Genomic DNA, 13,507 nt, shown 5'->3' on the forward strand with positions numbered 1-13,507 from the left:
CGCTGGCGCCTAGTCCCGCCTGAGCAGGCTCACCGGCACCTGCCCGAGCAGTGCGGTGGGCAGCCGCAGCATGCTCGCTGCGCGGCACTGGGCGGCCTGTTCGGGCCCCTGCCCGGCCGGCAGGGCGAGCAGTTCGGCGCTGAGGTTGAGAACCAGCGCCTCGCGCGAGAACACCCCGTTGCCCAGGCCGTAGTAGGCGGCGATCAGCTCGCGCAGGCCGAAGGGCAGGCGCCAGCGGATGCGCAGGGCCGAGCCGTAACTGGCGGCGCGCTGGTGCAGGGCGCTGTCGATCTGTTCGCTGCTCAGCTCGCCGCCGGCATCCAGCCAGTCCTGCAGGCAGCGCAGCAGGGCCAGCTCGCCGATGTTGTGCAGCAGGCCGGCGGTGTAGCACAGCTCGGCATCCAGGCCCAGGCGCCCGGCCAGCCAGAAGGCCAGTTCGGCGCTGTGCTGGGCCTGCTGCCCGGTGTGCCCGGCCAGTTCGCTCAGGCGCGGGTCCTGCAGGCGGGCGTTGCGCTGGATGGCCAGGCCCAGCACCAGGTTCAGGCTGCGCGCCACGCCCAGGCGGTGCAGCGACTGGGCCAGGGTCTGGCTGGCGGCGCCGCGGTGTTCCGCCGCGCTGTTGGCGGCGGCGATCAGGCGTGCGGTGATCTGCGGGTCGCGGGCGAACTCCTGCTCCAGCTCGCCCAGGCTCGCCTCGCTGGCCTGCAGGCTGCGGGCCACGGCGTCGCGCAGGTCGCCGAGCAGCGGCGCGCCCTGGCCGGCCTCGCGGACGTCATCCAGGTACTGCTGGAGGTCGCTGACCAGTAGCGCCGGCGGGTAGGCCGGGGCCGGCCCCGAGCCTTGCAGCAGGCCCTGCAGGCGCTGGCGCAGCAGCTCGGCATTGAACGGTTTGGCCAGGTAGGCGGTGGGCGCCAGCGGCAGGGCGGCGCGCACGCTGCGGGCATCGGTATGCCGGCTGATTAGGATGAACGGCAGCGCTGGGGTGCGCGGATGGCGGCGCACCTGGCGCAGCAGTTCGACGCCGTCGAGGATGGCCAGTTCGCCATCGGCGATCACCAGATCCGGCAGCTTGCGCCGGCAGCGGGCCAGCGCCGCCTGGCCATCGGCAACCCTGGTGACCACGGCGTCGCGGCGCACATCCAGCACCAGCTGGGCCAGCAGGTCGGCTGTCCAGGGGTTCGCTTCGGCAATCAGGATCTCCGGAGCGGTAGCCGGGGCAGTCATGGGAACCTCAACGACAGTGGCGGAATAGGGGGCGGGCGCGGAATGTTGATTGCCGCGACAGGTTATCCCCGCGGCGTCTGGATGGCGATAGCCGTCGCCGGGGTTTCACCGCTTTCCGGCCCTGACGGGGCGCGACCCACTGTCGCAGCCAGCAGCGCCTTGCTGGCCTCCAGCACTTCGGCCTGGCGCGGCTCCGTGGCCAGCATGCGCGCCACCACCAGAGCGCCGACGCACTGGGCGAGGATGGCCCAGGCCAGCTCGCCACTGCCCAGCACCTCGCTCCAGGCCTGCTGCAGGCGCACCAGCCAGTGCTCGGCCTGCTCGCGCACGCGGATATCGGCGCGGGCGATCTCGGCACCCAGGGTGGGGATGGCGCAGCCGCTGTCCGGATGCTGAACATGGGCCAGGCTCAGGTAGCGCTCCAGGCAGCGCTGCAGCTTGGTGCGACTGGCCTCATTGCTTTCACCGAGGCGCTGCAGGCTGTGGCTCAGCTCGCGCTCGACGATGGCGCCGAACAGGTCGTTCTTCGACGGAAAGTGGCTGTAGAAGGCGCCGCCCGTCAGGCCGATGGCCTTCATCAGGCTGTCCACGCCGGCCGCGGAAAAGCCGCCCTGCTTGGCGATGGCGCCGCTGCTGTGCAACAGCTTCTCGCGGGTCTGGGCCTTGTGCTCGGGCGAATAGCGCATGGGAGTCTCCGCTGCTAAACCGGCTTGACGATGCCACGAGCGTAGCATAACGTCCGTTTAGCTAACGATCGTTTAGTAAAGGTGAGGTCCATGAGCACGCAGAACAACGACAACAAAGTGGTGCTGGTAATCGGCGCCGGCGACGCCACCGGCGGAGCCATCGCCAAGCGTTTCGCCCGCGAAGGCTATATCGCCTGCGTGACCCGGCGCAGCGCCGACAAGCTGCAGCCGCTGGTGGATGAAATCCGTGCCACCGGCGGCCAGGCCCACGGCTTCGCCTCGGATGCGCGCAAGGAAGAAGAGGTCGCCGCGCTGGTCGAGCAGATCGAGAGCAGCATCGGCCCGATCGAGGCCTTCGTCTTCAACATCGGCGCCAACGTGCCGTGCAGCATCCTCGAGGAGACCGCGCGCAAGTACTTCAAGATCTGGGAAATGGCCTGCTTCTCTGCCTTCCTCACCGCCCAGGCGGTGGCGCGACGCATGGTCACCCGCGGCCGCGGCACCATCCTGTTTACCGGCGCCACTGCCGGCCTGCGCGGCGCCTCGCACTTCGCCGCCTTCGCCGGCGCCAAGCACGGTGTGCGCGCCCTGGCGCAGAGCATGGCGCGTGAGCTGGGGCCGCGGAATATCCACGTCGCCCATGTGGTGGTGGATGGCGCCATCGACACCGCCTTTATCCGCGACAGCTTCCCCGAGATGTATGCGCACAAGGACCAGGACGGCATCCTCAATCCCGAGCATATCGCCGATAACTACTGGTTCCTGCATGCCCAGCCGCGCGATGCCTGGACCTTCGAACTGGATCTGCGCCCCTGGATGGAAAAATGGTGACTTGCATCGACCCGCTGCGCGACGCCCAGGCGTTGTTGGCGAAGCGGTGCGAAATGCTCATTGGCAGCAGCCAACTGCGCTTTCTCTCCACTTCGCCGCCTAGCCTGAACGTCGCTCGCTGGGGCGCGAAAACTCGTTAAAACAACAAGAGAGAATTCCTCAATGAGCAAATCCGTCGAGTTCTACTTCGACTTCGGCAGTCCCGCCACCTACCTGGCCTGGACCCAGTTGCCGAAGATCTGCGCCGCCGCCGGCGCCGAGCTGGTGTACAAGCCCATGCTGCTCGGCGGGGTGTTCCAGGCCACCGGCAATGCCTCGCCGATCAGCATTCCGAGCAAGGGCCGCTTCATGCTCCAGGACCTGCAGCGCTTCGCCCGCCGCTACCAGGTGCCGATGCAGTTCAGCCCGTACTTCCCGATCAACACCCTGACCCTGATGCGTGGGGCGGTGGCCGTGCAGCTACACCTGCCCGAGCGCTTCGACGCCTATCTGACAACCATCTTCCAGGCGATGTGGGTGGATGCGCTGAATCTCGGCGACCTGGCGGTGCTGGGCAAGGTACTGAGCGAGGCCGGCTTCGATGCGCAGCAACTGCTGGCGCTGACGAGCGAGCAGGAGGTCAAGGACAGGCTCAAGGCCACCACCGAGGAAGCGGTGCAGCGCGGGGTGTTCGGCGCGCCGAGCATGTTTGTCGGTAACGAGCTGTTCTTCGGCCAGGATCGCCTGGACTTCGTGCGCGAGGCGCTGCAGGGCTGACCGTAGGGGCACCGCCGAGGTGCGGGCAAAAAATGGCCAGGAGCCATTTTTGACGTCGCTTGCGACGGCCCGAAGGGTGACCGCCAGGGATGGCAGGTCACAAAAAAAGACCCGCTTGCGCGGGTCTCGAAGAAACGCCTGGCCTGGTGAGCTTCAGGCGGATTCGCTGCGGCTTCCGGCGGGGCCGGAAGCCTCGGCAGAGCAGTTACGCCAGCTCGTCGAAGCACTCGGCGACGATGGCGATGCCTTTTTCCAGCTGGGCATCGGGGATGGTGACCGGCATCAGGAAGCGGATGACGTTGTAGTAGGTGCCGCAGGACAGCAGGATCAGGCCCTTGTCGCGGGCGCGGGCAACGATCTTGCCGACCAGCTCGGCCGCCGGCTTGTCGTGGTCGCCGTTCTCGAACAGTTCGATGGCGACCATCGAGCCCAGGCCGCGCACGTCACCGATGACCTTGTGCTTGGCCGCGATCTCGCGCAGGCCGGCCTTGAGCTTCTCGCCCACGGCCTGGCTACGCTCCAGCAGCTTCTCTTCGTCGAACACTTTCAGCACGGCCAGGGCCGCGGCGCAGGCGATCGGGCTGCCGGCATAGGTGCCGCCCAGGCCGCCGGGAGCGATGGCGTCCATGATCTCGGCCTTGCCGCACACGCCGGAGATCGGGAAACCGCCGCCGACCGACTTGGCGAAGGTGGTCAGGTCCGGGACGATGCCCAGTTGTTCGGTGGCGAAGAAGGTACCGGTACGGCCGGCGCCGGTCTGTACTTCGTCGGCGATCAGCAGGATGCCGTGCTGGTCGCACAGGGCGCGCAGGCGCTTCATGAAGGCCGGCGAGTTGACGTAGAAACCACCTTCGCCCTGCACCGGCTCGATGATGATGGCGGCCACGTCGCTCGGCTGCGCGTCGTTCTTGAAGATGCGCTCGATGCTGGCGATCGACTCGTCTTCGCTGATGCCGTGCAGCTCGCACGGAGCCAGGGCGCGGAACACGCCGCCCGGCATCAGGCCCATGCCGGCGGAGTAAGGCACCACTTTGCCGGTCAGGCTCAGGGTCATCATGGTGCGGCCGTGGTAGGCGCCGGTGAAGGCGATCACGCCGGTGCGGCCGGTAGCGGCACGGGCGATCTTCACGGCGTTCTCCACCGCTTCGGAGCCGGAGGTGACCAGCAGGGTCTTCTTGGCGAAGTTGCCCGGCACGCGCTTGGCGATTTCTTCACACAGCTCGATGTAGGGCTCGTAAGCCAGCACCTGGAAGCAGGTGTGCGACAGTTTGGTCAGCTGCTCCTGCACGGCGGCGACCACTTTCGGGTGTAGGTGGCCGGTGTTGAGTACGGCGATACCGCCGGCGAAGTCGATGAACTCGCGGCCTTCGACGTCCCACACGGTGGCGTTCTCGGCGCGTTCGGCGACGATCGGGTGGATTTGACCTACACCGCGCGGAACGGCGGCAGCACGGCGTTGCAGAATGGATTCGTTGGTCTTGCTCATGGTTTCCTCATCGGCCGCGGGATTGATGCGGCTTGGTCCAAGGATGATGACGATGGGGCGGGGCTTGGCAGCTAGCGATGATCGAACTGCCAGGCACCTGCCGATTCGTCTGCAGGGTTCGCCGGTGCCACCACCGGAAACGCCGACGCCGGGTGACCACGGCTCCTGCCTGTCACCCGACACCCACGGAAATCAGTTAACTCAGATACCGCCGAGGCACAGGTACTTCAGCTCGAGGTAGTCCTCGATGCCGTACTTGGAGCCTTCACGACCCAGGCCGGAAGCCTTCACGCCGCCGAACGGTGCCACTTCGGTGGAAATCACGCCGGTGTTGATGCCGACCATGCCGTACTCCAGTTTTTCCGCCACGCGGAACACGCGGCCCAGGTCGCGGGCATAGAAGTAGGAAGCCAGGCCGAACTCGGTGTCGTTGGACATGGCGATCACTTCGGCCTCGTCCTTGAAGCGGAACAGCGGCGCCAGCGGGCCGAAAGTCTCTTCCTTGGCCACGGCGGCGTTGTTCGGCACGTCGATCAGGATGGTCGGCTCGAAGAAGCTGCCACCCAGGCTGTGCGGCTTGCCGCCGGCAACCAGCTTGGCGCCTTTGCTCAGGGCGTCCTCGATGTGTTCCTGGACCTTGGCCACGGCCTTGTTGTCGATCAGCGGGCCGGTGGTGGTGCCGTCTTCCAGGCCGTTGCCGATCTTCAGCTTGGCCACGGCGGCTTTCAGCTTGTCGACGAAGGCGTCGTACACGCCGTCCTGAATGTACAGGCGGTTGGCGCAGACGCAGGTCTGGCCGTTGTTGCGGTACTTGGAGATCAGCGCGCCTTCCACAGCGGCATCCAGGTCGGCGTCGTCGAAGACGATGAACGGCGCGTTGCCGCCCAGCTCCAGGGACACTTTCTTGATGTCCTGGGCGCACTCGGCCATCAGCTGGCGACCGATCTCGGTGGAGCCGGTGAAGGTCAGCTTGCGCACGATCGGGTTGCTGGTCAGCTCGCCGCCGACTTCGCCGGCGCTGCCGGTGACCACGCTGAACACGCCGGCCGGAATCCCGGCCTTCTCGGCCAGGGCGGCCAGGGCCAGGGCGGAGTAGGGGGTCTGCGAGGCAGGCTTGAGTACCATGGTGCAACCGGCGGCCAGGGCCGGGCCGGCTTTACGGGTGATCATCGCCGAGGGGAAGTTCCACGGGGTGATGGCCGCGGTCACGCCGATCGGCTGCTTGAGCACGATGATGCGCTTGTCCGGCTGGTGGCCGGGAATGGTGTCGCCATAGATGCGCTTGGCTTCTTCGGCGAACCACTCGAGGAAAGAGGCGGCGTAGGCGATTTCGCCCTTGGCTTCGGAGAGCGGCTTGCCCTGCTCGATGGTCATCAGGCGGCCGAGGTCGTCCTGATTTTCCATCATCAGCTCGAACCAGCGACGCAGGCGGTTGGCGCGATCCTTGGCGGTCAGCGCGCTCCAGGCCGGCAGCGCGCGCTCGGCGGCTTCGATGGCGCGGCGGGTTTCCGCGCGGCCCATTTTCGGCACATGGCCGATGATCTCGCCGGTGGCCGGGTTGTTGACCGCGATGGTCTGGCCGCTGTCGGCGTCCAGCCACTGACCGTCGATATAGGCTTGCTGGCGGAACAGCTGGGCGTCTTTCAGTTGCATCTTGTTCTCCTGGTAAGGGCGCCGAGGGGCGGGCAGCACAGCAGCGAATCGCAGCGACGAGGTGCCGGCGTTTGAAATGTCAAACGAATGCTAGGGCCGGCGTCGACAAAGGGCAAGAGCTATGTTCGATAAAACCAACGAAATAACCAAAAAGTATGAGAAGCGGCCTGTGCCCGGGACTTCCCCCGCTTTTCCGTTGGCGCTCAGTCGCCCCCAGCCTTCCAGCCGCGCCGGCATGAGTCGGCGCAGCTGCATACCTGTTCGATATTAAGAACAGGTCTCTGGCGGCGCCCTGTAGTGTTTTCCACCCCGCGCTACAGCGCCTGGCGCAGCCCGTCGCGGTACTGGCTGGGGCTCTGCCCGCTCCAGCGCTTGAAGGCGCGGCTGAAGCTGCTGCTGTCGGCGAAACCGAGCAGATAGGCCACCTCGCTGATCGAGCAGTCGGCTGCGTCCAGGTGCTGCAGGGCCAGGGCATGGCGGGTCTCGGCCAGCACCTGCTCGTAGCTGCTGCCTTCCTCGCTGAGGTGGCGCTGCAGGCTGCGCAGGCTCAGGTGCAGGCCATGGGCCAGCGCCTCGGCGGACGGCTCGCCATTCGGCAGGCACTGTTCCAGGGCGCGGCGCAGGCGCCGGCTGACGGTATCCGGCTGCAGGGCGTCGAGGCGTTTGCGCAGCACCGCCTCGTTGTGCGCGGCCAGCTCCGGGTTGCCGTCATCCAGCGGGCGGTCGAGGTCGGCGCGGGCGAAGCACAGCATGTCCTCGGTGGCGGCGAAATGCACCGGCGCGCGGAACACCTCCAGCCAGGGCTGCGGGTCGGCCGGCGGCGGCCGGCGCAGGTGCACGGCCAGTGGCGCGTAGGCGCGCCCCAGGCGATTGCGGCAGGTGCGCACGTAGATCGCGGCGAAGGCATCGATGGCCTCGGCGGCCGGTGCCGGAGCGCCCGGCAGCAGGCGCAAATGCAGCTCGCAGCTATCGCCAACATCACGCAGCTCCAGCGCCAGGGCGTCGCTGACCACCCGGTGGTAGCGCACGATGCGCTCGAAGATCTCGCGCAGGCTGCCGCTGGCCATCACCGCCATGCCCAGGGCATGGAAGGTGGTCGGCGCCACGTGCCGCGAGGTATTCAGGCCCAGCGCCGGGTCGCCGCTGGCGGCCACCGCCAGTTGCCACAGTCGGGTGGTGGCCGACAGCGGGTAGCGCGCATTGGCGTCATCCAGCAGTTGCGGGTCGAGGCCGGCCTCGCGGCACAGCGCGGCGCTGTCCAGGCCGAGGCCGTCGAGTTGGCGGCGCAGGGCGCGGGTCCAGCTGGCCAGGGTGGAGGCTTCAGTCATGCAGGTTGGCATTCTCGGTCAACAGGTTGGCGTTATGGGTCAGGCGACCCGTGCGACAGGCGCGCACAGTAGCTCAGACGATTTCCCACAACAGTCCGCATGCCGACCCGCTGCCCCGCATGGCAACGTTCGGCGAACAGAGAAGAGGATGCGTGCATGACCCCGACTCCTGCAAGCCATCAGCAACGATCCGCGCATATCCGCAGCCAGGTGCTGGCCCGTGGCGAAGAGTTGCGCCAGCGCTACCCCATTCTGCAGCACCAGGACGCCCTCGGTGCCGGCATCCTGGCCTTCGCCCTGGCCGGCATGTTCGGCAGTGCCTGGCTCTACCTGGACGGCGCCATTGCCTGGTGGGCCTGTCTGCTGGCCAACGCCTTCTTCGCCTCGCTGACCCACGAACTGGAGCACGACCTGATCCACTCCATGTACTTCCGCAAGCAGCGCGTGCCGCACAATTTGATGATGGCTCTGGTCTGGCTGGCGCGGCCAAGCACGATCAACCCGTGGATCCGCCGCCACCTGCACCTCAACCACCACAAGGTGTCCGGCAGCGAGACTGATATCGAGGAGCGTGCCATCACCAACGGCGAGCCCTGGGGCCTGGCCCGCCTGCTGATGGTCGGCGACAACCTGATGTCCTCGCTGATCCGCTTCCTGCGCGCCAAGACCTGGGCGCAGCGCAAGATGATCGTCCGCCGCACGCTGATCGGCTACGCGCCGCTGGGCCTGCTCAACTGGAGCACCTGGTATGTGTTCCTCGGCTTCCACCTGCTCGACTTCGCCGCCAGCGCTGCGGGCGCGCCGATCACCTGGTCCGCCGCCACCCTGAGCCTGATGGACGGCGTGAACATCGCCGTGGTCGCGCTGATCGGGCCCAACGTGCTGCGCACCTTCTGCCTGCACTTCATCAGCTCGAACATGCACTACTACGGCGACATCGAAGCGGGCAACGTGATCCAGCAGACCCAGGTGCTGAATGCCTGGTGGCTGTGGCCGCTGCAGGCGTTCTGCTTCAATTTCGGCAGCACCCACGGCATCCACCACTTCGTGGTCAAGGAGCCCTTCTATATCCGCCAGCTCACCGCGCCGCTGGCGCACCGGCTGATGCGCGAAGCCGGGGTGCGCTTCAACGACTTCGGCACCTTCACCCGCGCCAACCGCTGGCAGGCGCAAGAGAAGCCGACTGGCGAAGCGGCGCAGACCGCCTGATCCCTCTCCCTGCCACAGCCACCCGCGTTTTTTGTAGGAGCCAGGATGCTGGCGATAGTCCGCCGGATCGCCAGCAAGCTGGCTCCTACAGAGGCCGTGCCCCCTTCACTGCTATGTTTGCGAAGGCTTTATGAACGCCCTGATCATCCACGCCCACCCCGAGCCGCAGTCCTTCTGCAGCGCGATGAAAGACCTCGCCATCACCACCCTGCAGCAGGCCGGGCACCGCGTGCAGGTCTCCGACCTCTATGCGATGAACTGGAACCCGGTGGCCAGCGCCGCCGACTTCCAGGCGCGCAGCAACCCGGATTACCTGGTCTACGCCCTGGAACAGCGCGAGGCGGTGAAGACTGGCAGCCTGGCGCCGGATATCGCCGCCGAGCTGGACAAGCTGCTGTGGGCGGATCTCGTGATCCTCAACTTCCCGCTGTTCTGGTGCTCGGTGCCGGCCATCCTCAAGGGCTGGATCGACCGCGTGCTGGTCTCCGGCACCTGCTACGGCGGCCTGCGCTTCTACGACCGCGGCGGCCTGGCCGGCAAGCGCGCGCTGCTCAGCTTCAGCCTCGGCGGCCAGGCGCACATGTTCGCCGACGAAGATGCCGTGCATGGCGACTGGGAGCCCATGCTGCGCCCGCTGCAACGCGGCACCCTGGCCTATGTCGGCATGCGCGTGCTGCCACCGTTCGCCGCCTGCCATGTGCCCTACATCGATCAGCCGGCGCGCGCGGGGATCCTCGACCGCTACCGCGACTATCTGCAGGGCCTGGATCAGGTCGAGCCGCTGACAGTCCCGTCGCTGGCCGACTTCGACCGCCAGCTGCAACCGCTGACAAATAAAGAGCAGGTGCCGGCATGAAGACCTGGATCTGTGTGATCTGCGGGCTGATCTACGACGAGGCCAGCGGCTGGCCGGACGACGGCATCCCCGCCGGCACGCCCTGGGCCGAGGTGCCGGACGACTGGCTGTGCCCGGACTGCGGGGTGAGCAAGGCCGACTTCGACATGCAAGAGCTGTAAGCCGACCAGCGCATGCCCGCGACGCATGGACGCCCGCGCGGCGGATGCGTATGATGGCGCCCCGCAACGCACTCGTAGCTCAGCTGGATAGAGTACTGCCCTCCGAAGGCAGGGGTCGTGGGTTCGAATCCCGCCGAGTGCGCCACATACGAGAAAGCCCCTGGTTTGCGCCAGGGGCTTTTTTTGTGCCTGCTTTTGCCTCTAGCTAGCACGGCGCGACAGCTTAGATGGACATAAATATGCCCCCTCTTCTGGCCCCGCCCCGGGCGGTATGAAAGATCTCTCTTCGAAAAGTGCAGCCCAGCAACCATCTGGTTTACAGGCCGGTCATTGGGTAAAAAGCGGGTTTTCCTGAGTTCCCCTAAAGCGGGCCTTGAGGTAGGCCACCAGCACGCTCACCCTGCGGGGCAAATACAGGCGATTGGGGTAAATGGCATGCAGGGTGCGCGCCGTGGGGGGGTAATCCATCAGCACCGGTAGCACAGTCCCGGCAGCCATCTCTCTGTCGACCATGACCCGAGGCACCAGGCCGAGCCCCTGGTGGTGAAGCACCGCTTGGATCAACAGAAGGCTGTTATCCACACTCAGCCGCCCACCCACTCGCACCGAACGAATCTCATCGCCCACCGTGAACTGCCAGTCTGTAGCGTCGCTACTGCGGCTATAAACGATGCAATTGTGCTGGACGAGTTCCTCCAGGTGGCGTGGTCTTCCGTGTCGCTCCAGGTAAGCAGGGGTTGCCACGACAACGCGCTGCAGCAGGGTCATCGGCATGGCCACCAGGTTTGAATCTGCCAGCTCGGCAGACGCGCGCAGAGCCAGATCGATGCCATCGCGCACCAGATCAACCGGTTGGTCACTGAGGCGCAGCTCCAGCTGCAGCTGCGGGTGCTCGTTCTGGAAGTCGAGCAGCAGCGGTCCGAGCAGGGTCAGCGTCAGCGACACCGGGGCGGATATCACCAGGCGCCCCGCCACCTGCTGGCGTTCCTGGCTGAGCTGGTCGTGCAGCGCTTGGGTTTCCTGCTCGACACGCAGGCAGTACTCGTAAAACAGCTGGCCGGCTTCGGTAAGTTGCAGGCTACGCGTGCTGCGTTGCAGCAACAGGTTCTGCACCCAGTCTTCCAAGTATTTGACGTACTTGCTGATGGTGGCATTCGAGCACGCCATTTCCTCTGCCGCAGCCGAAAAGCTGCCCAGTTTGACGACGCGCACGAAGCAGCGCATTGCCTGCAATCTGTCCATTCCCACCCACCTGGCCTTTTGCGAAACACGAAAAGTACTTTCGCGATCCCTCTGTTTTTCCGTCCTCTGCGCACCCCTAGAGTAACGACCGCTACCTATTGCGGAGAACGTCCCATGAAATACCTATCACTTGTCGCCGCGCTCTGCCTCGGCACGCAACTGGCCCAGGCCGACACCACCACGGTTGGCCAAAGTCCCTGGGGCAGCGCCGATGAAATTGGCGCCCTGAACCGTATCACCCCAGAGTCGATTCTGAATGTCGTACAGCGCGTGAAAAGCGGCAAAGCCTACGACCTCAGTGTCGAGTATTACGTGGGCATGCCCAGCTACTACTTCCTGGGACAACCGCGCTACCAGATCTGGAACGTACACACCCCGCAAGGCACCATCGTTGACGACCCCAATGGCCTGGGCAAGGAGAAAAACAGCCTGATCAGCTACTCCGGATCAGCCATCTCGATGTATGCCCACACCGGCACGCATATCGACGCGCTGTCGCACTTTGGGCTCAAGGGCAAGATCTACAACGGCTTCGCCACCGAGGAGCACCTGGGTGATCGCGGCTGGCACAAGGCCGGTGTAGAGAATTATCCGCCGATCATCGCCCGCGGCATCTTGCTCGACGTGGCGCGTTACAAAGGCGTCGAGGTACTCCCCGAGTCCTATGGCATCAGCGTCGAGGATTTGCGCCAGACGGCCAAAGCGCAGGGCATACGCTTTGAATCCGGTGATGTCGTGGTGGTACGCACCGGGCGCATGAAGTGGTTCAAAGAGCCGGAGCGCTACATGCACAACACCCCGGGGTTGACCCGCGAGTCGGCGGACTTCCTGGCAGAACAGGGCGCCGTGGTGATCGGTGTCGACAACATCAGCACCGATGTCTGGCCGTCCAAGGAAAAAGACAACTGGATTCCGGTGCACAGTTCGATGCTGTCGATCAAAGGCGTGCCGATCATGCAGAACGTCTATCTGGAGGAGCTGGCTGCCGACAAGGTCTACCAGTTCGCCTGGTTCGGCGCGCCGCTGAAGTTGCGCGGGGCTGACGGCGCACCGATGCGTCCGGTGGCCCTGCCAATCGACTGAACCGCCACAGGTAGTTGTGCTGCCTCAATCTTCCGGCCTGCCTGGCGCCAAGGAGTCTGCCATGAACTCGAACCGACTGCCGTTGGACATCGCCATCACGGCCTTGGCGCCCATCATCTGGGGCAGCACCTACCTGGTCACCAGCGAATTTCTGCCGGCCGGCTACCCGCTGACCATGGCCCTGTTGCGCGCCTTGCCGGCGGGGCTGCTGTTGTTACTGATCGTCCGGCGCCTGCCGCGTGGCGTCTGGATTTACCGCACGGCCGTTCTCGGCGCGCTAAATTTCTCGGTGTTCTGGAGCCTGCTCTTCGTCGCGGCCTACCGCTTACCCGGTGGAGTGGCGGCGACGGTTGGGGCGATTCAGCCGCTGCTGGTTATCGCCTTGGCGTGGCTCTGGCTGGGCCAGGCCTTGCTGCCGCTGGCCATGGTCTCCGGTGTGCTCGGCGTCTGCGGCGTCGGCATGCTGGTGCTGGCACCGGCAGCCGAACTGGATGGGCTCGGCATCCTTGCCGCTATGGTGGGTGCCGCCGCCATGGCGGCCGGTACTGTGCTGTCGCGCCGCTGGCGCCCGCCAGTATCCAATCTGACATTCACCGCCTGGCAGCTCAGCGCGGGCGGCCTGCTCTTGCTGCCAATAGCCTTCTACTTTGAGCCGCCGCTGCCGACTCTGGAACTGCGCAACCTGGGCGCAATTGCCTACCTGTCGCTGATAGGTGCCGCCCTGACCTATTTCTGCTGGTTTCGCGGGATCGCACGACTGGCTCCGGCGGCCGTGGCCTCACTGGGTCTGCTGAGCCCACTGGTAGCGGTATTGCTCGGTTGGCTGCTGCTGGAGCAGACACTGACGTTCCTGCAAATGGCCGGGATTTTCATCGTGCTGCTGAGTATCTGGTTCAGCCAAAACGCCCACATACATATCGTCGGTAGCAAGGCGCCTCTGCCAGAACGCTGAATGTCTGACGCTCAAGCAGGTACGAACTGATTCAAACCGG

General features: G+C 65.7%; 13 protein-coding genes and 1 tRNA gene. 8 read left to right on the forward strand and 6 right to left on the reverse strand.

Annotated features, from left to right (window positions below; translation table 11 throughout):
• Positions 1-9: 9 nt before the first annotated feature.
• Positions 10-1,224, reverse strand: a complete 1,215-nt coding sequence (locus GV001_RS02515; protein WP_160077809.1) for an HDOD domain-containing protein — start codon at positions 1,222-1,224, stop codon at positions 10-12.
• 62 nt (positions 1,225-1,286) lie between these two features.
• Complete coding sequence (locus GV001_RS02520) at positions 1,287-1,910, reverse strand: TetR/AcrR family transcriptional regulator (RefSeq protein WP_160077811.1); 624 nt, start codon at positions 1,908-1,910, stop codon at positions 1,287-1,289.
• A 90-nt stretch (positions 1,911-2,000) separates the two neighbouring features.
• On the opposite strand from GV001_RS02520, the gene GV001_RS02525 reads away from it, so the two are divergent.
• Both GV001_RS02525 and GV001_RS02530 read left to right on the forward strand, forming a co-directional pair.
• Positions 2,001-2,741, forward strand: a complete 741-nt coding sequence (locus tag GV001_RS02525; RefSeq protein ID WP_160077813.1) for an SDR family oxidoreductase — start codon at positions 2,001-2,003, stop codon at positions 2,739-2,741.
• Positions 2,742-2,903: 162 nt separating this feature from the next.
• Positions 2,904-3,497, forward strand: a complete 594-nt coding sequence (locus GV001_RS02530; protein WP_160077815.1) for a 2-hydroxychromene-2-carboxylate isomerase — start codon at positions 2,904-2,906, stop codon at positions 3,495-3,497.
• A 205-nt stretch (positions 3,498-3,702) separates the two neighbouring features.
• On the opposite strand, the gene gabT is transcribed toward GV001_RS02530, so the two are convergent.
• From gabT to GV001_RS02545, 3 genes are all read right to left on the reverse strand, one after another.
• Positions 3,703-4,983 carry a 4-aminobutyrate--2-oxoglutarate transaminase gene (gene gabT, locus GV001_RS02535; RefSeq protein ID WP_160077817.1) on the reverse strand — a complete coding sequence of 427 codons (1,281 nt, stop codon included), beginning with the start codon at positions 4,981-4,983 and terminating at the stop codon, positions 3,703-3,705.
• 201 nt (positions 4,984-5,184) lie between these two features.
• Positions 5,185-6,636, reverse strand: a complete 1,452-nt coding sequence (gabD, locus tag GV001_RS02540) for an NADP-dependent succinate-semialdehyde dehydrogenase (RefSeq protein ID WP_160077819.1) — start codon at positions 6,634-6,636, stop codon at positions 5,185-5,187.
• A gap of 314 nt (positions 6,637-6,950) precedes the next feature.
• Positions 6,951-7,964 carry an AraC family transcriptional regulator gene (locus GV001_RS02545; protein ID WP_160077821.1) on the reverse strand — a complete coding sequence of 338 codons (1,014 nt, stop codon included), beginning with the start codon at positions 7,962-7,964 and terminating at the stop codon, positions 6,951-6,953.
• Positions 7,965-8,120: 156 nt separating this feature from the next.
• Here GV001_RS02545 and GV001_RS02550 point away from each other — a divergent pair, with 156 nt between their 5' ends.
• From GV001_RS02550 to GV001_RS02565, 4 genes are all read left to right on the forward strand, one after another.
• Complete coding sequence (locus tag GV001_RS02550; protein WP_160077823.1) at positions 8,121-9,173, forward strand: fatty acid desaturase; 1,053 nt, start codon at positions 8,121-8,123, stop codon at positions 9,171-9,173.
• A gap of 130 nt (positions 9,174-9,303) precedes the next feature.
• Complete coding sequence (locus GV001_RS02555) at positions 9,304-10,029, forward strand: NAD(P)H-dependent oxidoreductase (protein WP_160077825.1); 726 nt, start codon at positions 9,304-9,306, stop codon at positions 10,027-10,029.
• Positions 10,026-10,190, forward strand: coding sequence for a rubredoxin (locus GV001_RS02560; RefSeq protein WP_160077827.1), 165 nt, complete (start codon positions 10,026-10,028; stop codon positions 10,188-10,190). Before GV001_RS02555 ends, GV001_RS02560 begins: the two co-directional genes overlap by 4 nt.
• Positions 10,191-10,258: 68 nt before the next feature.
• Positions 10,259-10,335: transfer RNA gene (locus tag GV001_RS02565), tRNA-Arg, on the forward strand.
• 182 nt (positions 10,336-10,517) lie between these two features.
• Here GV001_RS02565 and GV001_RS02570 read toward each other — a convergent pair.
• Entirely contained in the window at positions 10,518-11,432 is a 915-nt protein-coding gene (locus tag GV001_RS02570) for a LysR family transcriptional regulator (RefSeq protein WP_160077829.1), read from the reverse strand.
• 114 nt (positions 11,433-11,546) lie between these two features.
• On the opposite strand from GV001_RS02570, the gene GV001_RS02575 reads away from it, so the two are divergent.
• Complete coding sequence (locus GV001_RS02575; protein WP_160077831.1) at positions 11,547-12,515, forward strand: cyclase family protein; 969 nt, start codon at positions 11,547-11,549, stop codon at positions 12,513-12,515.
• A gap of 61 nt (positions 12,516-12,576) precedes the next feature.
• Positions 12,577-13,467 (forward strand): EamA family transporter, encoded by an 891-nt coding sequence (locus GV001_RS02580; RefSeq protein ID WP_160077833.1) that lies wholly within the window; start codon positions 12,577-12,579, stop codon positions 13,465-13,467.
• The last annotated feature ends 40 nt before the right edge of the window (positions 13,468-13,507 follow it).

Source organism: Pseudomonas sp. 8AS (assembly GCF_902506505.1).
Classification (GTDB): domain Bacteria; phylum Pseudomonadota; class Gammaproteobacteria; order Pseudomonadales; family Pseudomonadaceae; genus Aquipseudomonas.